At 33.8% G+C, this 21,170-nt stretch carries 18 protein-coding genes; 6 read left to right on the forward strand and 12 right to left on the reverse strand.

Annotation, left to right across the window (positions count from 1 at the left end; all coding sequences use genetic code 11):
* Positions 1-150 precede the first annotated feature (150 nt).
* Complete coding sequence (locus ACFVRR_RS16820) at positions 151-333, reverse strand: hypothetical protein (RefSeq protein WP_387330858.1); 183 nt, start codon at positions 331-333, stop codon at positions 151-153.
* A 296-nt stretch (positions 334-629) separates the two neighbouring features.
* Between ACFVRR_RS16820 and ACFVRR_RS16825 the strand changes: the two genes are divergently transcribed.
* From ACFVRR_RS16825 to ACFVRR_RS16840, 4 genes are all read left to right on the forward strand, one after another.
* Positions 630-2,063: a spore germination protein gene (locus ACFVRR_RS16825; protein ID WP_387330861.1), complete on the forward strand. Its 1,434-nt coding sequence runs from the start codon at positions 630-632 to the stop codon at positions 2,061-2,063.
* Between the two features lie 2 nt (positions 2,064-2,065).
* The gene (locus ACFVRR_RS16830) at positions 2,066-3,148 is read left to right on the forward strand and encodes a GerAB/ArcD/ProY family transporter (RefSeq protein ID WP_387330864.1); all 1,083 of its coding nucleotides are present in this window, start codon (positions 2,066-2,068) and stop codon (positions 3,146-3,148) included.
* Positions 3,145-4,275, forward strand: coding sequence for a Ger(x)C family spore germination protein (locus tag ACFVRR_RS16835; protein ID WP_387330867.1), 1,131 nt, complete (start codon positions 3,145-3,147; stop codon positions 4,273-4,275). Before ACFVRR_RS16830 ends, ACFVRR_RS16835 begins: the two co-directional genes overlap by 4 nt.
* A 417-nt stretch (positions 4,276-4,692) precedes the next feature.
* Complete coding sequence (locus ACFVRR_RS16840; protein WP_387330870.1) at positions 4,693-6,369, forward strand: M4 family metallopeptidase; 1,677 nt, start codon at positions 4,693-4,695, stop codon at positions 6,367-6,369.
* A gap of 98 nt (positions 6,370-6,467) precedes the next feature.
* Here ACFVRR_RS16840 and ACFVRR_RS16845 read toward each other — a convergent pair whose 3' ends face one another.
* The 8 genes from ACFVRR_RS16845 to ACFVRR_RS16880 all read right to left on the reverse strand — a co-directional run bounded on the left by ACFVRR_RS16845 (position 6,468) and on the right by ACFVRR_RS16880 (position 15,507).
* Entirely contained in the window at positions 6,468-7,463 is a 996-nt protein-coding gene (locus tag ACFVRR_RS16845) for an alpha/beta hydrolase (protein ID WP_387330873.1), read from the reverse strand.
* An 87-nt stretch (positions 7,464-7,550) separates the two neighbouring features.
* Positions 7,551-8,321, reverse strand: coding sequence for a Cof-type HAD-IIB family hydrolase (locus tag ACFVRR_RS16850; protein ID WP_387330875.1), 771 nt, complete (start codon positions 8,319-8,321; stop codon positions 7,551-7,553).
* A 46-nt stretch (positions 8,322-8,367) separates the two neighbouring features.
* On the reverse strand, positions 8,368-9,315 hold the full coding sequence (locus ACFVRR_RS16855) for a LacI family DNA-binding transcriptional regulator (protein ID WP_387330878.1): 948 nt from the start codon (positions 9,313-9,315) through the stop codon (positions 8,368-8,370).
* A gap of 43 nt (positions 9,316-9,358) precedes the next feature.
* Entirely contained in the window at positions 9,359-9,658 is a 300-nt protein-coding gene (locus ACFVRR_RS16860; protein ID WP_387330881.1) for a hypothetical protein, read from the reverse strand.
* 207 nt (positions 9,659-9,865) lie between these two features.
* Entirely contained in the window at positions 9,866-11,584 is a 1,719-nt protein-coding gene (locus ACFVRR_RS16865) for an alpha-keto acid decarboxylase family protein (RefSeq protein ID WP_387330884.1), read from the reverse strand.
* Positions 11,585-11,838: 254 nt separating this feature from the next.
* Positions 11,839-12,600 (reverse strand): SDR family oxidoreductase, encoded by a 762-nt coding sequence (locus tag ACFVRR_RS16870; protein WP_387330887.1) that lies wholly within the window; start codon positions 12,598-12,600, stop codon positions 11,839-11,841.
* Positions 12,601-12,790: 190 nt separating this feature from the next.
* Positions 12,791-14,449, reverse strand: a complete 1,659-nt coding sequence (locus ACFVRR_RS16875) for an FAD-binding dehydrogenase (RefSeq protein ID WP_387330889.1) — start codon at positions 14,447-14,449, stop codon at positions 12,791-12,793.
* A gap of 179 nt (positions 14,450-14,628) precedes the next feature.
* Positions 14,629-15,507, reverse strand: a complete 879-nt coding sequence (locus ACFVRR_RS16880) for a YitT family protein (protein WP_387330892.1) — start codon at positions 15,505-15,507, stop codon at positions 14,629-14,631.
* A gap of 173 nt (positions 15,508-15,680) precedes the next feature.
* On the opposite strand from ACFVRR_RS16880, the gene ACFVRR_RS16885 reads away from it, so the two are divergent.
* Positions 15,681-16,124: a MarR family winged helix-turn-helix transcriptional regulator gene (locus tag ACFVRR_RS16885; RefSeq protein WP_387330894.1), complete on the forward strand. Its 444-nt coding sequence runs from the start codon at positions 15,681-15,683 to the stop codon at positions 16,122-16,124.
* A gap of 2 nt (positions 16,125-16,126) precedes the next feature.
* Positions 16,127-17,311, forward strand: coding sequence for an MFS transporter (locus ACFVRR_RS16890; protein WP_387330897.1), 1,185 nt, complete (start codon positions 16,127-16,129; stop codon positions 17,309-17,311).
* Between the two features lie 38 nt (positions 17,312-17,349).
* Here the strand turns inward: ACFVRR_RS16890 and ACFVRR_RS16895 are convergent, their stop codons facing one another.
* From ACFVRR_RS16895 to ACFVRR_RS16905, 3 genes are read right to left on the reverse strand one after another with little or no spacing between them, the layout of a single operon-like run.
* A complete protein-coding gene (locus ACFVRR_RS16895; RefSeq protein WP_387330899.1) occupies positions 17,350-18,471 on the reverse strand; it encodes a Ger(x)C family spore germination protein in 1,122 nt (373 codons plus the stop codon).
* A complete protein-coding gene (locus ACFVRR_RS16900; protein WP_387330902.1) occupies positions 18,468-19,565 on the reverse strand; it encodes a GerAB/ArcD/ProY family transporter in 1,098 nt (365 codons plus the stop codon). The genes ACFVRR_RS16895 and ACFVRR_RS16900 overlap by 4 nt, the downstream gene beginning before the upstream one ends.
* 20 nt (positions 19,566-19,585) lie before the next feature.
* Entirely contained in the window at positions 19,586-21,040 is a 1,455-nt protein-coding gene (locus ACFVRR_RS16905) for a spore germination protein (protein ID WP_387330904.1), read from the reverse strand.
* Between the last annotated feature and the right edge of the window lie 130 nt (positions 21,041-21,170).

Consider the following 21,170-nt stretch of genomic DNA (forward strand, 5'->3'; position numbering starts at 1 on the left):
CTACTTTCGACTATATTCGATAGAAAAATGTGCAAAAATTTGTGTAAGTTTGGAGATAAAGTCATTGAAATAAAAAAATCCTATTGAAATTTACATTTCAATAGGAATTAAATAAATAGCTAATTAAAACTAAATTAGGTCTATAAAACTTTAACTTAATTGATTCATCCTCACAGAAAAGATATAGCTTTGATACTTATCGCAGCCTTCATACCTAAATCTCTTTCCGTCTTTTTTAAACTCTCTACCATCTTCTTGAAAACCTAAATCTTGTAAAACGTCTTTAATTGAACCATTTTCGTAATCTTTTCTGACCGGGAATTCGATACTCAAATTTATCACCCTTTTACTAGTTTTTATTATTTATTTTGGTAATTTTAGGGTGATTTTATACTTGTCTGTAGATGATCATAACATTCGTAATATTTCTATAGCCCGTACTCATCGTGCAACCTCTTTCTAAAATACCGCCAAACAGAAGCATCTGATTCTTCAATTGATGTCATTTCTAAAAGTGGCTTTGATCCTTAAGTAAAAAAATTACGCAAACTATCATATCAGAATAGTATTCGCCTACAATGTGCAAATTAAGACTGGTAACAAATGTAACTTTGAATGAGGTGGATACATTGAAAGAAACTACAGAACGCCACTCTAACTTTATTGACCAAGAGGGTAATTTAAAATCAAATATTGATTTACTTCAATCTTTATTTCCTACCTCTGATTTAGAAGTAAAAAATATAGCTTTAATGGAGAAAAAAGGTGTAATCATTTATTTTAATAGCTTAATAAATAAAGAAAAAATTGAACAGTTTGCGACGAATGTTCTTGAATATAAGGAAGATCTCTTTCAATTTTTTTTCAATCATACAACTGCTACAAGAAAAATAGATGATATTGAACAGTCATTAATTGCGGGAAATAGTGTCATTTTAATTGATGGAGAAGTGAAAGCATTTCTATATTCTGTTGAGGATTTTCCTAAACGTGACTTTTCTCCACCAAGTATCGATAATTCGATTAAGGGTATAAAAATTTCATTTGTGGAAACGATCGAAACTAATTTGGGGCTACTTCGACGTTATATTCAAAATCGCGATTTACTATTCAAGGAAACTAAAATTGGTTCCGAAAATAAAACCACTGTTTCTCTCGCTTATTTAAATAGTGTAGTTAAGCCAGAACTAGTTACAGAGATTGAATCAAAACTTTCTACAATTAAATTTGACTCAATTCTAAATGCAAGTCAATTAGCTCAATTGATGGAAAAGTACCCGCTTTCACTTTTCCCTCAGCTTGTCACTACAGAAAGACCCGATATTGCAGTTGAATCAATCCAAAAAGGTAAAGTTGTGATCGTCTTAGATCGATCGTCTGAAGTAATTATCTTGCCTGGATCATTTATTTCTTTTTTTAAAAGTATTGATGACTCATCAACAAGACCGATTATTTCATTATTTATTTTTTTTCTACGAGCAATCGCTCTTTTCATTACGCTTTATTTACCCGGAATTTATATTTCAATCGTGTCATTCAATTATGATGTAGTTCCATTAAAATTAATTATATCGATTGGTCAATCCCGTGCTAATGTTCCCTTTGATCCGCTTGTAGAAGCAATCATTATGGAAATAACCCTTGAAATGTTAAGAGAAGCAGCTATTCGACTTCCGACTCCAATTAGTACAACAGTAGGGGTTGTTGGAGGAATTGTTATTGGTCAAGCCGCAGTTCAAGCTGGAATTGTGAGTAATATTATGGTTATTGTCGTATCGCTAACTGCTATTTCATCTTTTATTATTCCTAATTATGATATGGCTTCAAGCTTACGTATTTTACGATTTCCAATAATGATTATGGCTTCATTATTTGGAATTATTGGGATCATTGCAAGTACAATGATTATTTTAGGTCACGGGTTGAAATTATCTAGCTATCATGAATCCTTTAGTCAACCGTTTTCTCCTATGAGCTTTAAACAATTAAAGAAAAAATATCAAAACAGCGCTTTATCAATTCTTTTCAACCAACAAATAACGAATCAAAAAAAGAGGAAATAACATTGAGACAGATCACGCCTAGAATAACTTTTGTTCAATTTATTTTATTAATATTTGGTGTACAAGTTGGAATTGGGGTGATTTCTTTACCCCGGGTATTAGAAGAAAAAGCTGGAACTGACGGATGGATTTCTTTATTAATAGGAGGTTTACTCTCTTTACTCATTAGTATTGCGATTGTAAAACTACGTGAAAAAGACCCCAACTGTTCATTTAACACTTACTTTACTCATTGTTTTGGGAAAGTAATCGGTACGATATTTTCCATTTTCTTTACTCTTTTCTTTCTTGGAATGGGGTTTGTCGTTTTTTTGCGATCTGTACTATTTATCCAATCATATATTTTACAAGATTCATCGTTATTTATTATTTTAGTATTGTTTTTAATTCCGACTTATCAATTCGTGACAGGTGGCATTCAAATTATTGGAAAATATGTTGAGATTATTTTTCCAATCGTAATCTTTTTTTTAATTATGCTACTCTTCACATTAAAGCAAAGTAATATACATTTTATTTTACCGATTATAAAAGATGGATGGAGCCCAATTTTTAAAGCTGTCCCTTCAACAGTTACAGCTTTTTTAGGAATAGAAATTATTTTCATACTCTATCCTTATTTAGAAGAAAAAGAAAAAGCACTAAAAGGTGTTATGATTGCAAATGGTATGATAACTTTTCTCTATTTATACGTTTCAATTATTTGTTTTGTCGTATACAGCCCTGATGAGATCAAGTTGATCTTTGAACCAGTATTAGATATTTTAAGTGTCATTGAATTTCAATACGTTGAAAGATTAGACTTCGTTCTTTTTTCACTTTTTCTAATGGTTATTTCTAAAACTTGGATTATGTATATGTGGATTGGTGTTACTAATTTGGCGGAGGTGTTTCAACAAAAACGGATTGATTATTTATTCATAGGCCTATCTTGTGTCTTTTTATTTCTTACAAGTTTTTTCATCCCAACATTTAAACAAAATAATCTTTACATGCAGCTCTTATCTACATATGGTTCGATCGGTATGTTAACAATTTTAATATTCATTTGGGTTCGTTCATTAGGAAATAAGGTGATTGGATGAAAAGTCTAAAAATCGCAACGATCAGCTTGTTAATTCTTGTGCTTTTAACAGGTTGCAAAAAAACCGTAAATATTGAAGATATTACGATGGGACTAATATTAGGAATCGACACCGATGAACAAAACAAACAACTCAAAGTTTTTATGTCCAGTCCTGTTTTTAGTAAAGATGCAGAAGAAAAAAATGAACAGATTATGGTAGATGCTTCATCAGTCCGAGAAGCTCGTAACTTATTTGATTCAAGAGTAACTGGTGTATCTACAGCAGGAAAGCTACAAGCTTTTTTAATTAGCAATAGATTGACTGAAAACAAAACTTGGACAGCCCTATTAGATTTATTCTATCGTGATCCAAAATTAAGACAAAATGCTGATCTTGTCTATTTTGATGGATCTGTTTCTGAACTTATTGATATAAAACAAAAAGATAAACCGAGATTATCAATTTTTATCCCACAGTTAATCGAGACTGCTGATTTTCGAAATATTACCATTCGAACATCAATTCGAATGTTTCATCTGATGGAATTCGAAAGCGGAATAACGCCCTATATACCAAAAATGTCAGTTAAAGACGGGGAACTTGAAGTTAGCGGTGTAGCGCTACTAGATCGACATTTTTTAACAAAAAGAACTCTTTCCATACAAGAAACGCAACTATTACGCATGCTGCAAGGAAAAAAAACTGGTCAGTTGGCCCCAATGATTACTACTGCTGGTAGTAAGAAAGGACAAGGAAATAACCAGTTAATTAACCTAAGACAAACAAGCTTTAATGTAAAGGATATTAAAAGAAAAGTAGATTGTAAATTTGCTCACAACCATTTTGATTTTAAAATATCATTAACAATCCCTATCATGATTACCCAATCACCTTATCCGTTAAGTGACAAAATGGTTAATAAATTAAGTAAGGACATTAGCTCGTCAATGGAAAAGGATTTAAATAAATTTGTCCATAATTTACAAACTGATGAAGTTGATCCGATTGGCCTAGGAATCTTAGCAAGCTCTTACGAACATAAACAATGGAAAAAAGTAAAATCAAAATGGCCAGAGGCTTTAAAAGACTCAAAGATACATGTAAATACAAAGATTGTAATTGTTGATAAAGGCCTTTCGATGTAGCAAAGATAACGCAAAAAAATCCAATGAATATTAAAAGCAGGAAAGCAGGAATTCACCACAATTTCTGCTTTTTTGTATTTCTGACTTTACCTTCTTATAAAAATAATAAATAATCATTTTCTAATATAATAATTCCAATGCTTTTTTTCTCTTTAAGCTCCATTTTCTTGAGTTAATTTTAACCAAAATCATACATATTCTTAATAAAATTCGATTTTTTATTTACCATTTTTTAACTAAATTCATTACTTTTTAACTATTTTAAAGATTCAGAATTTATTTTTCGTCGATATTTTCGCTTATTTTTGCCTAACAAAATGCAAGAATTGACGATTTTCGTCGTTTGATAAACCAGTTTTTGAAATGATACGATGAATTCCTCAATACCACATTGTTAACCAAGGGGAGGAATTTTTAATGAACAAAAAAGTTTTAGCGGTTGGATTATCTGTAGGTTTGGCGGCAAGTAGTTTAGGAGTAACTAATACATATGCTGCACCAAAAAATGTATTATCTAAATACAAGTACAACAAATCAATAGGATCTCCTGAATTCGTTTCTGGACACCTGACAAAACCATCAGCTAAGAGCGCTGAAAGTGTTGTAAAAGGGTATGTAAATGCTAACAAAGATAAGTTCAAACTTGGTTCAAAATCCGCAGAAGAGTCGTTCATTGTTGAGTCTAGCAAAAAAGATACTTATGGTACCGCACTTCGACTACAACAAGTTTATAACGGTGTTCCTGTATGGGGATCTACTCAAACGGCTGTAGTTGGAGATAATGGTACTCTAAATGTTTTCTCTGGTACAGTTATTCCAAACTTAGATACTAAAAAAGGGTTAAAATCTACTAAAAAAGTTAACGCTAATAAATCTATCAAAATCGCAGAAGCAGACCTTGGATATACCCCTGTCTATGAAAAAGACCCAACAGCTCAACTAGTAGTTTATACAAATGGTGATAATGCTACGTATGCTTATGTTGTAAACTTAAACTTCCTTTCTCCTAAACCTGGAAACTTTAATTATTTCATTGAAGCTTCAACAGGAAAAATTTTAAATAAATATAATAGTATTGATACAATGGACAGCATCCATGCTGCTAGTAAATCAGCTGGAGCATCAGTTGCTAAACCAACAGTTTCTGGTACAAATGTAACTGCAACAGGAAAAGGTGTACTTGGTGATACAAAAACATTAAATATGACTTTATCTGGTTCAACTTATTATTTACAAGACAATACAAGAGGAAACGGTATTTTCACATATAATGGGGCTAATCGTACTACTCTTCCTGGTACTCTTTTGTCAAGCACTGACACACTACTAAATAGCACAAGTGAAGCTGCAGCAGTTGATGCACATTACTATGCTGGAAAAACATACGACTATTATAAAACAGTATTTGGACGTAATTCATTTGATGGTAATGGTGCTGCTTTAAAATCAACTGTCCATTATAGCCGTAGTTATAACAATGCATTTTGGAACGGTTCTCAAATGGTTTATGGTGATGGTGATGGAACAACATTCACTTACCTATCAGGTGGACTTGACGTAGTAGCGCATGAGTTAACTCACGCTGTTACAGAAAGAAGTTCGAACTTAATCTATCAAAATGAATCTGGTGCATTAAACGAAGCTATTTCGGATATTTTTGGAACTGTTATTGAGTTCTATAATAATAACAATCCAGATTACGAGATTGGTGAGGATATCTACACACCAGGTATTGCTGGTGACTCACTTCGTTCTATGAGTGATCCAACTAAATATGGTGATCCAGATCACTACTCAAAACGTTACACTGGAACTTCTGATAATGGAGGCGTTCATACAAATAGCAGTATCATTAACAAAGCTGCTTACTTAATTGCAGTTGGTGGAACTCATTACGGTGTATCTGTAACAGGCATTGGTAATGATAAACTTGCTAAAATTTTCTATCGCGCAAATACAGTTTACTTAACTTCTTCAGCAACATTTAGTCAAGCACGTGCAGCACTTGTACAATCTGCTGCTGACTTATATGGTGCAGGCTCTGCTGAAGTAACAACTGTTAATAATGCATTTGATGCAGTTGGTGTAAAATAATTAAAAATTTATAAAGTAAAAGAAGTCTCATAAGTGAAAGTACTTATGAGACTCTTTTTTTATAAATGGGCAGCAATCGTATGAATCCCATCGCTTTTTTATTGAGAAACTTTCGTACCATTTAAAAAATTGAGTAATTCATTAAATGTATTTTGAGCGGCTTTCGTGTTCATTTGGAACTGGTATTCATGACCTAGTTTTCCATCTGATTTACTATAAAAGACTTGTTTAACACCTGTTCTTTTTTCTAGTAAAGCTGCAAATTTTTTACCTTGTGATTCAAAGGAACCTGTATTTCCGTCAGTTATAAAAGTTGAAACAAATTTTTCCGGTACATTTCTTAAAAGGGATGTTTCCTTTGTCATCTTTTCATCTTCCCAATTGTATTTTCCAAAATAGGCCCATCCAACTCGTTTAAATACAAATTTCGTCAACTTTGACGAAGCATGTGTCCGAACTTCTTTCATATCATAAGGACCACAAAGAAGAATCGCACCACGAATTGTATTTGGATCAACGCTCTGACCTATTTTAGCTGTATCAGAATAGTGTTTATTCATTTGAATGCTTACAAATTGTGCTGTAAGTTGAGCTCCAGCTGAATCTCCAGCTATATAAATATTGTTTAAATCCAGTCCATATTTATCAGCATTTTTTTTTACAAACTTGTAAGCTTGATCAATTTGTTGTAAAGGTATTGGATAAGCAACACTCGGCGCTAAAGGGTAATTTATATTCACTATATTATACCCATGACTCGCTATATATGTAGCATATTTTCGAACATCATTTTTATCTCCCGCTACAAAAGCACCACCATGAATCCAAAAAATGGTTGGAACGTATTTTTGGTTACCTTTATATTTAATCAGATCAAACGTACTGCTTTTATATTTTGAAGAGTATTCAATATCAGTATCCATTGTAGTTTTTTGTTTTGCTATACTATAATCAGCGGCCTCTACTTCCATACCACCGGCAAAAGACTTTTTCAGAAACCAGGTTACAGGTCTTGGGGATAGAAATATCGATCCAACACCAATTATGATCATTAAGAGTAAAAATATTCCAATTATTATAAATGTGCGCTTCATATTTGTCCTCCAGATAAAGAGCTAACTGAAGCTTATTATTCCATTTTCCAAAAAATATCATACATAAAGACAGAATTCGTTCACATATTAGATTAATAACATTTTCTTAAGAGCATTGTAAATTCCATGTTCATTGCAACTATCTGTGATTAAATCGGCTTTCTCTTTAACCGCTATTTCAGCATTTCCCATTGCAACGCCAACTCCTGAATGTTCCATTAGTTCGATGTCGTTCATTCCGTCTCCGAAAAAGACGATATCTTCACGCTTAAATCCATTTTCTTTAGCGATTTTCAAAATTGTTTTTGCTTTCGAACCTTCTCTAGGAATGACATCTGAGCCAAATTGATGCCAACTAACATAGCGGAATTCGTTGATATCATATTTGTGAAGATCTTCAGTCTTGCAAAACAACATAGCTTGAATAATAGAATTTTCTTTCCAATACATCTCATCAAAGTCAGGTATAATCAATCCTAGACTTTTATAGGACTTAGTTAATGGCTCTCCAGGTTCTTCAAAATGTCTTTTTACACCTTTTAATGTTTGGAACACAATCTGATCATTGTTTTCCATCGCAATTTCAATTAGTTCCATTATAGATTCTTTTGAAAATATTTCTTCATGAGCTATTTCATGACGGACAAACCCTACTGATCCATTGCATAAAACATACGTATCAATTTCGAGTTCGTCGACGATGGATATTGCAGAAGTGTAGTCTCTTCCTGTCGCGATTACGATTTCATGTCCATTTTCTTTTAGAGAAACCAAAGCTTGTTTCGTACTGTCTAAAAACTTCATTTCAGTCGTTAGTAATGTTCCATCAATATCAAAAACAATAAATTTTTTACTCATTTTCTTTCCCCACATTTTTCTCTATTTTTTTATCTTTCATTATGCTTTAAATAGAATCTCTATCTATAATTCGATATGGTATTTTTACTTTTTCTCTAGATTTCGCTATTACAAGGCTACAAGCTTGTTCACCGATTTTTGTTAATTGATGATCCACTGTAGAAATTCCCATACCGATTCCAATTGGTTGATTTTCTTGGCCAATGATTGCTAAATCAGTAGGGATATTCAATTGTTGCGACTTTGCGTATAAATACATTCCACCAGCCACTTCATCCCCATTTGCATAGATAGCAGTCGGCTTTTTTTGTAATTGTAGAAATTTCTTTGCTGCTTCATATCCGTCTTCTAAGCAATGACAATCTGTGTGATGGTATTCAGGTTGTAGTTCACCAAATATTTCAATATAGGCAGCAATCATTTGCTTCGTGCTGTTGCTTTCTAGCCTAGCAGTTGTGAATGCTACCACATCATGCCCTTTGTTTTTTAATAGTTGAAAGGCATCTAGATAAGAAGAATAGCGGTCCATATAGGAACAGCCGATTTCTTTGTGTTGTGTATATTCACAAGCTACGATTGCACCATATTCGCTAAACGGAATGATTGTTTCCCAATCATTTGCTCGTGAAGTGATAATGATGCCATCATACAGCTTGCTTTTTAATTTTTGCAAATACTCCATTTCTTTTTCTTTACGATAATTTGAAGGAAGCACCGTTATCAAAAAATCTTTCTCTAATGCCTTGTTCAGTATACCGTTTAATATTTGATCAAATGCTGGATTGTTGTTATATGGGAGAATAACCCCTATTGTCCGTGTTTCTCCTCGAATTAAATCAATTGCATTTTTATTTGGTGTATAGTTCATTTCTTCAATAACTTTAAGAACTGCCTCACGTTTATCACTAGCAACATACTGATAATTGTTTAGTACTCTAGAAACAGTAGAGACTGATACACCTGCTAATCTTGCAATATCGTTAATATTTGCCATTGCACACCTCCAACATATATGAATTATCAAGGATTTTTATGCATTACCATTCATTTTCGGAAAAAGCGTTTAAAAAGTAAAGGAGGTTTCCACTGTATGCCCATCTTACCGTAATCCTGTGTTCTCCTACAATGAGTGTAGAATGTTCAATATCTTTCTTTTCTCCTTCAAACCAGAATGATTTTTCCATATTTATTAGTTTAGTGCTTACAATATATAATCTTTTATTGGTTAAAAACAAATCTCCAAAGTAAATATTTAGTGTTCCATCAAAGATTTCCAATAAGCCTGTAACGGTAGACACTACATTTTCATCATGTTGAAAGTTAACTTTTCTGTTCATTTTTTCTCCCTCCGTTGAAAATCAGCTTACTTTCAATCTAATTTATGAAATGGATTTCAAGTCAAGAGAAAAAATCAAACTAAATTTCAGGCCAGCTATAAGAAGGCAAATCAACGTTTTCATTACTCGGTATATTGAACAAATAATAGAGCGATGAACATCAAAAAAAGTTGGGATCATTGACTCCAACTTTTTTGTTTATACTGACTATTTTTGACTGCGTTGCATTGCCTGTTTCTCCAAATACTTGTACATCTTTTTCATATTTTCTGGTGCGTCCAATGGGTCTTTTATAATGATTTCAATAATACTGACTCTTTCGGAACATTCAATTTCAGCTTCGTTTATTGCCTGTTCAAGCTCTCCATAAGTACGAACAATAGCAGTAAACGCATTGCCTCCAAAAGCTTCAGCTAGCTTAGTGTAAGACCATCTAGGGATTTTGTTGTATGTTTGATTTTTGGTTTTTACATTTAAATATTTTTCGATGGTATAACCGTCATTATTTAAGACGAAAATTATCGGTTTACAGCCATAATATATCATAGAGCTGATTTCTTGTGCAGTTAACTGTAGTGAACCATCACCTGTAAAAAGTAACACCCGACGTTCTGGGGCTGCGATACAGGCACCAAACGTCGAGGGTGTTGCATATCCGATGGAGCCCCAGCCTCCTTGCCCAATATATGTAATATTACTAGGCAGTCTCACCTCTGCCATGCCATTGAAGAGTGTACCAATCTCAACAATTATAATGTCGTCCTGTTTCAGCATACGTTGGAAAAGTGGATAATAGCCGGCTGCCTTAAGTGGTTCTTCATTACTTACATTGTATTGATCGTATGGAAATGACACTTTTTTATGCAATACTTGACCTGTATAACCCACATTTTGTACTGCTTGAAGCATGTCATTAGCAAGAACGTTCGGATATACCGCCTCAGCAATCTTCACTAGGTCCGATTGGATATTAATAGTCACCATTGAATTCAGTTTTGCTGTAAAATTCCCTGTGTTGGTGTCCGCTGGTACCAAACCAATCGCAATGATACAGTCTGCATTTTCTACCGTACTTTGAACTTCAGAACATCCAAACGAGCCTAGGTACATCCCAATATAACTTGGATGGGTTTCATCAAATGCCCCTTTACCGAACATCATGGACGCAACAGGTATCTTCATGGCGTCTGCTAAATTTAGTACAGCAGCCTGAAGGCCAAAACGCATTGTTTTTACATCCACTAGAATAACAGGCCGCTTTGCATTTTCTAGTAGTTGACGGACATGCTCTGTCGCAGCCTGAAGAGATTTTAAGTTTGACGTTTTTAGTTGTTGTGTTGGCTCTATCCGTTCCATAATCGGCTGATCGACTAAATCATCAGCCACAACGAGGTAAACAGGTTGTTTCTTTTCTTTTGCAATGCGAATAGCAGCAGGAATTTCAATCTTGGCGTTTTCAGGTGTAAGTACCGCACTATAGGCCGTTATCTGTTTATACATATTACGAAATACATTAAAATCCCCATCCATTAGAGTGTGGTGCATTAGCTTGTGCTCTTTTTGATCTTTTTCTTTTGGCGAACCAACAATGTGGATTATTGAAACATGTTCGCTATAGGCTCCGGCTATTGGATTACATGCATTCAACTCCCCAACACCAAACGTTGTAATAAGAGCAGAAATCCCCTTTATTCTTGCATAGCCATCTGAAGCGTAACCCGCGTTTAGTTCGTTCCGTCCTTCAATAAACTGGATTCCGTTATATCGCTCCAAAGTATCAAGTAGTGAAAAATTATAGTCCCCAGCGACGCCGAAAATTTCTGTAATCCCCTCTTGCTTCAAGCAATCAAACAAAAACTGCCCAACTGTTTTTTGTGTCATACCAGCATGTGTGTCGGGACTGACTGTATTCTTCATTTTATCCATTACACACTTTCTCCTTTTCTACTATTTATAGCTTGTTCATTTTTAAAGTACCCTTTTTATTCGTACCCTTTCATCGAACAGGCTATACGGTTGTTTGGAGTAAGGAATAATGTAAAACCCATACAAGCAACAAAAGGACAAATTCGAATTAACGAATTTGCCCTTTTGTTATTTTTATTCCCCTTCAAATGTTATGCTCAACAAACAAAGTGAATTTTAATATTTTTTGGAATTTAAACTGCTTAAATAGATGGTTATTGAATTGTATTTTTCAACATATTATACATATTTGTAACATGCTCATCGACTTGATCTCGTGACATACGAAGTCGTTCAACTGAAGTTCCATATCCAATTTCTTGTTTCCCTTCTTTTAATCCCATGAAAATCCCATCGGCGAATTCATCTAAAGGTTCACCGTGGGTATGCAATCCTGCTCCGCCTAAGTCTGTATTCACTGCCGGAGGAGCAATTTCAATTACTTCCACAGATGTATCAGAAAGTTGATGACGCAAACTCATTGTAAAGGAATGAAGTGCTGCTTTTGTAGCTGAATAGATTGGCGCAATGACCAAAGGAGTAAAAGCTAATCCCGATGAAACATTCATAATCGTTGCCGTTTCTTTTGTAGCAAAATATGGAGCAAACAGCATAGACAGATGGAAAGGCGCTTCAATGTTGGTTGTGATTTCTTTATTGAAATACTGCCAATCGTTCTGAGCATCTGAATTTAAAACATTAAAACGTTGTTGAATCCCTGCATTGTTCACTAGCACATTCACTTCTGGATAATTCTTTGTTACCCAATTAAATAATGACACACGATCTGATTCAGAGCTCAAGTCACTCACATGTGTAATAAGATCTGGAAATTTTTCTTTAGCATTTTTAAGTACATTTTCACGTCGTCCAGTAACAATGACTTTATTTCCCAATTTAATAAAACGTTCTGCGAAAGCTAATCCGATTCCAGTACTTCCACCTGTTATAAGGATCGTATTTCCTGTAAGTTTCATTTTAATTCCTCTTTTACTGTTTATTTTTACCTCGACATGAATATCATAAGACCTAAACTATGGTTTAGGTCAACAAGAAAAAATAAATAAGGAAAAACAAGAAGCCTAATTAAAATTCCAGCCTTTCCCTACCTTAATCAATTTATCATTTAAAACTATTTGAGTTGATGACCCGGAGTTCTCCAATTGTTTATTCTAAATCTCTACTAATCGCTCTTCCTGCTTGTCTACCTGAAAATAAACAACCGCCTAAAAATGTTCCTTCCATCGAGCGATAACCATGTACACCACCGCCACCAAACCCAGCAACTTCACCTGCAGCGTATAGTCCAGGAATCGCATCACCCGAAGAATTTAATACATTCCCATCTAAATTTGTTTGAAGTCCACCAAGTGTTTTACGACTTACAATATTTAAACGAACAGCAATTAACGGACCGTTTTTTGGGTCTAAAATTTTATGAGGAGATGCAACACGAATTAATTTATCACCAATATAATTTCGCGCTCCTCTTAAGGCAGTAATTTGTAAGTCTTTCGTAAATTTATTATCCATTTCACGATCACGTGAAATCAGTTGACGTTCGATTTCATCATAGTTTAGTAAATTTTCCCCGGTTATCTTGTTCATGCCTTCAACAAGCTCTTCTAACGTGTCTGCAACGACAAAGTCCTCTCCTTTTTCCATAAAAGCTTTTACCGGTGCCGGTATCCCTGAAGTTGCTCTTTTCATCACTTGTTTTATGCTTTTTCCGGTTAAATCAGGATTTTGTTCTGAACCTGAAAGGGCAAACTCTTTCTGAATAATTTTTTTCGTTAAAATAAACCAGGAGTAATCATAACCAGTTTCTTGAATGGCTTGTAATGTACCTAAAGTATCAAAACCAGGAAAATTTGGTGCAGGAAATCGTTGTCCTCGGGCATCCAACCAAATTGAAGATGGTCCAGGAAGAATTCGGATACCATGATTGCTCCATACCGGATTCCAATTTTTTATGCCTTCAGTGTAGTGCCACATTCGATCACGATTAACAATTCGACCACCAGCATTTTCAGTAATGGCAAGCATCCGACCATCAACATGTGCTGGTACACCAGATATCATCCTTTTCGGCGGAGTACCTAATCGACTTGGCCAATTTTGGCGTATTAAATCAAAGTTCGCTCCAATACCGCCACTTGATACTAAAACGGCCTTTGCCCCATATTGAAAGTCACCAATGACTTTACGAGAGCTATCTTCTCCTCTCTCTGATTTACTTGGTTCTAATAAAGAACCACTTACTCCTACTACAGCTCCATCTTGTGTTAGAAGTTGATCTACACGATGTCGGGATCTGAATTCTACTAAACCTTTTTTCATATGCTCGCGAACTCTTCGTTCGAAAGGAGCAACAATTCCAGGACCTGTCCCCCATACTACGTGAAATCGGGGCACTGAATTTCCATGACCTTCTGCAAGATATCCTCCACGTTCAGCCCAACCGACGATTGGAAAAAATCTCACCCCCATGTCATAAAGCCATTGCCTCTTCTCACCTGATGCAAACTCGACATATGCCTCTGCCCATTTCTTTCCCCAATAATCCTCATCATCTTCTCGATCAAATCCTGCAGTTCCGAGCCAATCCTGCCAAGCTAATTCCCTTGAATCCTTAATTCCTAACCTACGTTGCTCAGGAGAATCTACTAAAAATAGCCCACCAAATGACCACCAAGCTTGACCACCTATTGACGCTTTTGGTTCCTGGTCTAATAACAATACACTTTTCCCAGCATCAGCCATCTCAGCAGTTGCAACTAAACCAGCCAATCCTGCACCAACAACAATCACATCGAACTTCTCCATCCAACTTCTCCCTCCTTTTAAGCCTTCTAATCTATCAAATTATAAATTTATCTACAAAAACAGTTTTCTAAATTTTCAGTTATCAATTAAATAATACAGCATATAGCATGAGAATAAAAGGAAAGAAGGTCCATCAATCCTGAACCTTCCTCCTAATTCAATGCTTTTGTTAACCAATCCTAATGTACATTTTTCTTTTTAAATCTTCCACCGCGTACTTCTGCAATATCTGAAATTGCTAAAAAGGCAGTAGAGTCAATGTCATCGACAATTGTTTTTAATTCCGCTTCTTCTAATCGAGTGATAACACAATAGATAACCTTTGTAGTTTCACCTGAGTATGCTCCAGTACCATTTATATATGTAACACCACGGCCCATTCTAAAAAGAATCGCTTCTCCAATATCATCACTTTTGTCACTAATGATCCATGCTGATTTTGATTGTTCTAATCCTTCAACTACGATATCAATTGTTTTAAATGCAACTAAATAAGCAATAATTGAGTACATTGCTCGATCCCAAGAAAAAATGAATCCAGCAGCTCCTAAAATAAATAAGTTGAAAACCATAATGATTTCACCAACGGAAAAAGGAACCTTACTATTTATAATGATCGCAAGAATCTCAATACCGTCTAGTGCGCCACCAAATCGAATGGCTAATCCTACTCCGACACCTACGACCATTCCTCCGAAAATTGTTGCAAGTAGAATATCTTCCGTAAAAGCAGGAATATGATGAAACATACTTGTTAAATAGGAAAGAACAGTAATACCAAGAATGGTTGATATGGCAAATGTTTTCCCAATTTGTTTATAACCCAAATAAAAAAAAGGTAGGTTTAGTACAAATAGAAATACCCCAAGTGGAAGTCCTGTAAGATGGGAAAACATAATTGATATTCCTGTTATTCCACCATCGATAACATCATTTGGAACTAAAAAAATTTCAAGACCAGTCGCTACAAGTAAAGCACCAACTAGCATTGCAATTGCTCTTTGCACAATCTTCATTTTGTGAGATTTACCGTTTGTTGCATGTATTGCTCCTGCCATCTCAAATACCGTCCTAACTGTTTTGTAAAATTTTTCTACATTTAATATTTGCTCTTATGCTAAATTTATACTAATTAAGTTCATTCACTGGACATTCACAATTTGTTCAAATATAATTAGCTAGACAACTATTTTAATTAGCTAGCTAACTAATTTTCCGAGGAGACTTTTTTATGCGCAAAAAGCAGCCTTTCTTTTTTTTATTAAATCAAACTACACGTCAGTTTTCGAAATCATTTAATGAGCATCTTGTTCCTACTGGATTGTATTTGGCACAATGGTCCGTTATTCACTACATCCATTTACATGGACCATGTACTCAACGAACAATTTGTTCGAATTTGAATATTGAGCCACCTACACTGACACGAACACTTCGCAGAATGGAAACGTTAGACTTAATTGTTCGCAAAGAAGGAACAGATAAAAGAGAAAAAATGATTCATCTAACTGATAAATCTATAAATCATTTTGATAGTTGGAAAGAGCAAATCATCTCATTTGAGAATGATGTTATTAAAGATATATCCGATGAAGAGCTTGATATTGCACTTCAAGTTTTTCAAAAAATGATGAACAATATGAAAGCGTCGGAGGTTACTAAACAGGGGGAATAAGTTTGAAAAACGAGCGTTTATGGACAAAGGATTTTCTAAGTGTAAGCTTAAGTGGATTTTTTGTGTTTTTAGTATTTTATACGTTGATGGCGACATTGCCGATTTTTGTGATTGATAATTTAGGCCAAGAAGATAGTAAAGTCGGTCTTGTAGTAACATGCTTTCTTATCGCCTCAGTTGCAATTCGTCCATTTGCAGGTATCTGGCTTGATACAATTGGTCGCAGAAAAATACTAATCATTTCATTAGTTTTCTTTACTTTAACAACATTTTTATATCCTTTTATAAATAATTTTGCATTATTACTATTATTGCGTTTTGCACAAGGGATTGCTTTTGGTCTAGGAACAACTGCAACAGGCACAATAGTTGCTGAAATAGTTCCTATATCACGTAGAGGCGAAGGTATGAGTTATTATAGCTCATCCATGATCCTTGCAATGGTATTTGGTCCTTATCTTGGTATTAATTTAATGAATCATTTCACCTTCCATATTTTGTTTTTTGTTTGTGGATTCTTCGCAATTATTTCACTTATTTTCGGTCTATTCATTGCGATTCCTAAACAAACATTAAAAGCAAAAACTCGAATTAAACCATCACAATTAATTGAGCGTTCAGCATTACCAATCTCAATTACTTCAGCAATTATCTCTTTTGGTTACAGTGGTATCATTTCATTTATCACATTATACGCAAAGAATTTAGGTTTTGTAGATATTGCTAGTTTCTTTTTTATTGTTTATGCAGTTTTCATTTTAGGTTCAAGACCTTTCACTGGTAAACTATTTGATCGTAAAGGAGCAAACATAATTGTTTATCCTGGGATCATCTTATTTACGATTGGTCTAGTTGTCTTGAGTTTTTCAACTGTACCAACAATCTTTTTATTTTCCGCTGCTTTAATCGGTCTAGGCTATGGTTCAATCGTACCTAGTTTCCAAACATTAGCGATTAACACTGCTGCCCCTGCAAAAAAGGGAATGGCAACAGCAACATTTTTTATGTTTTTTGACACCGGTATGGGAATTGGCTCTTACGTACTTGGAATTGTATCTGCGAAAGCATCATTCCATATTATGTACGTAATAACGGCAATTGCTGTATTATCAACGACTGTCATTTACTATTTATTGCATGATCGTAAACAAAGAAAAGCAACAGCTATTGAAAATGCAGCCGCATAAGCTTAAACCCACCAATTTTTTTGGTGGGTTTTCTATATTTACATCGTTATTCCTTTATCGATAACAATAACTTTTACTTTTACCTTTATATTCGATTTTTGGTATGTATCAAGCCAATGATTCTCATTTTTCTCCCAATCAGAGTATTGAAATGAATGAGCAAGAATGCCAAATCCGACTGGATCAACTTTATCTTTTTGAAAAGATTGGACTAAATCATTTAATTCTTTTTGTAATTTTTTTTGTATTGCATTTTTCAATTCTTTTTCTGTTGCATTTGTCAATCCTATTGGGGATTCTGTAATCATAATCGGCATTGTCAAGTTTACATTAAAAGTATAGCGACCATTTGAATATTTTTTATCGATTTTCCGCTTTACATCTTTAATATAAAAACTAGTTTCTTCTTCAGTAAAAACATCGTCTTGATCTCTTTTAAATTTTTTAAGATTCAATGCAACAACTAATTGCCCTACTAAATGATCTTTTAAAATTTTCAACATTTGTGTTTCATTCATTGATAGGGTTCGATTATACAAATTATTTTTGGTTAATATTGTCGTTCCATTGACTACTAAATGGTCACCTTGTACTGTAAGTTCAGGTGCAAAAGGTGTTATTCCCTTCTCATAATACATTTGATGAAACATTCGTAAAGACGTTTTGAAAGCAACATTTCGAAAATCAGCAGTTTGTATTAATTGAGGAATATAGATTGGCAACTCTGGTTTATCCTTTGGTTTTAAATTAAATACATCGGAAAGTGGACCATCTACAAAAATAAGATCGGCATTTAATCGAAACTTTGGATCTCGATAAAACATATCCATTATTGAAAACCAATTTTTATGTTCAAGAACCTTTGATCCAATTAAAATTGCTTGAATTTTACCACCACCAGTAACACCATTAGCTCGGGTATCAAAATAATTTCTTGATTCTTTAATAGAAAGAGTTTGTACACTAAAATGTTCAGTTTTCTCTTTTGTTTCTTCACTAAAGACTGGGCTTGCCATATATACTTCTACTTTATTTTCATCATTTACATCGATTCCTAAAATCATCGATAATGTGACATCTTCTATATTAATTTTCCCTCTGCAACCTGAGACGCCGATTACTAAAAAAATACTAAGCAAACATACTTGAAAATATTTCAATTGATTTTCACCTTACTTAACCTATTTTTTATGAAACCGCCCACCAATAAGAGGATTGGAATACCGATTATTATGCATGAACCAGACACCATTATATAATGCAAATGAATAGTCGTATTTGTAAACGTCGGTACTTGAATAAACGTAAGTATGAGAATTACGATAAAAAGAATAATAATAATAAAAGGTTTTAGTTTAAATTTAAATAACTCTGAAAATCCATTCATCCCGGCCCAAATATACGTAACCCATGTTTTCGATATAATCATTAAAAATAATGAGAATAAAATGAAATCTAATCGCTCAACGTATTGGAATTCCATTATACTTAAAATATCGATTACAGGCTCAAACGTCATTTTGATTTCATAAGGACTATAAATAACAAAGCAAATAATTGTTACAAAAATATATGTAAAAGTTGTTAATGCATTTCCAATAATAACACCTTTAATTGCCTTTTCTTTCGACTTTAAATAAGGATAAAAAACTAGAATTAACTCAATTCCTAGAAATGAAGTTGTCGTTAATGGAATTGTCTTAAAAATCGGCATCCAGCCATTCTTTATAATTGGTAAAATAAAATTTAGATCAGCATCTTTAAGCGTGAAAAGTAGCATGAATAAAGTAAAAAAAGCAATTGGAAAAATTGCTTCTATATATTTTCCAATTAGATGAATTCCACCTATTATCAGCTGATAAGTTGGAAAAAGAAATAACACTAATAAAATATAGCCTTTTGTTTCTTGAAGAATGTAGGATTGAATATATAAGATGGCTCTACATAATACGAGATACCCAGCATATAGGAAATAACTCGCTTGTAACAAAACTACGATTGATCCAATAATTTTTCCTAGATAAAAAGTAAAAAAACCTATGTAGTTTAAATTGGGAGCCTTCTCTCTTAATTTAACAAATAAAATGCTAATACAAGTTGAAATGATTCCCCCAAAAAGAATTGCAACCCAACTACTTGTCCCCCCTTTTAAAGCTAGTTCTCTCGGAAGTGACAACATTCCAATCCCTACTTGAATACCAAAAATCATTAAAATAAATTGAAATTGTGTAATTTTTGACTTCGTAATTATCATGAAAGAATCCCTTCTAACATTCATTCTTCATTACGTTTATTTTGTTTTTTCCAAAGATACTTTAAAGGTACTCTTATGATTGTATCTTTAAATGCATCAAGATTAATTGGTGAAAATGGCAATGTATAAGGTTTGTTATAGCTAGATAAGCTCAAACCATGGATCATGAGAATCATTGTACTTACAATCAATCCGATTAAACCAAATAAAGAGGCCATAATCATAATTGGAAAACGAATGACTCGTAAGCTAGATGCCATTTCATAATGCGGGATAATAAATGAAGAAATAGCAGTTAGAGCTACAACGATTACCATAATATTACTAACAATTCCTGCTTGTACCGCTGCTTGACCGATCACGATCCCGCCTACAATGCCTACTGTTGTACTAATAGGAGCTGGTAGCCTAATCGCTGCTTCTCTTAACATTTCTAAAGTTATCTCCATAACAATTGCTTCAAATAATGGGTCGAAAGGAACCTTTGCCCTAGATTCCCCGATGGATAGAAGCAATTTTAGAGGAACAATTTCGTAATTGAATGAAATAATTGCAATATAGATTCCCGGCAAAAAGATTGTTAAAAAAAACGCAACTACTCTAAGCAAACGATTAAATGAAGCCACCATAGCCCTTGCTGAATAATCATCAATCGTTTTAAAAAATATTGCAAAATTTATCGGTAAAATAATAACATCAGAGGAACGGTCTACGATTAGGACTACTCTTCCTTCAAGTAAAGTTGTAGCCGCAACATCCGGTCTTTCAGTTGTTAAATATTGAGGAAATGGCGAAAATGGATTTCTTTCCATTAATTGGGCTAAATGGTTTGCATTTAAAATAGAATCAAGTTTTATCTTTGATATTCTTTCTTCAACACTAGTTAATAAATCTTCATCTACTAATCCATCGATATACGTAATTGCTACCGTACTTTTATTCTCATTCCCAATTTCAATTTGCTTAACTTGAAAATCACGACTTTTAATAAATCTTCGAAGTAAAGTAATATTACCTTGAACAGTTTCAATAAAGGATATTTTTGTGCCTCTTAAGGAATTATCAATACTTGGAGGCGTATAAGCTCTTTGTGGTAATTTTCCCGTCGAATATACAAATGCGACTGGATCGCCTTCAACTAATAGAATACTTTTACCATCCAATATCGCTGTTTCAATTTCTAAGATTTGATTAGTACGAACAGTATTATTCGTTATGAATAATTCTATTTCAATTGTATTCGAACTTATTGTATTAATAAATTGAGATATTATTTGTTCATCGACTATACTAGACAAATAGCAAAGCACTGCCTTCTTATCTCGAATTATCAAGTCTTTTGTTACTAAATCAGAGGTAGGAAAGATTCTTTGAATAATGTTAAGGTTTTCTATTAAATTTCCTTCAGTATGAAGAACGGAAGAACGTAAATTAAATTTTCTTAAACGCTTCTTTTGTTCATTAGAATAATCCACTTAATCTTCCAGCCTTTCATAAATTTCCAACTTACTATCAGCTAATCAGTTTTATCAAAAATCACTTATTTTATACGTGAAAGGCTAGTTGGTAGATAGTTGGATTTCATGGAGAACTTTCGATACAATG

It is taken from the genome of Gottfriedia sp. NPDC057948 (assembly GCF_042887255.1).
Classification (GTDB): domain Bacteria; phylum Bacillota; class Bacilli; order Bacillales; family Bacillaceae_G; genus Gottfriedia.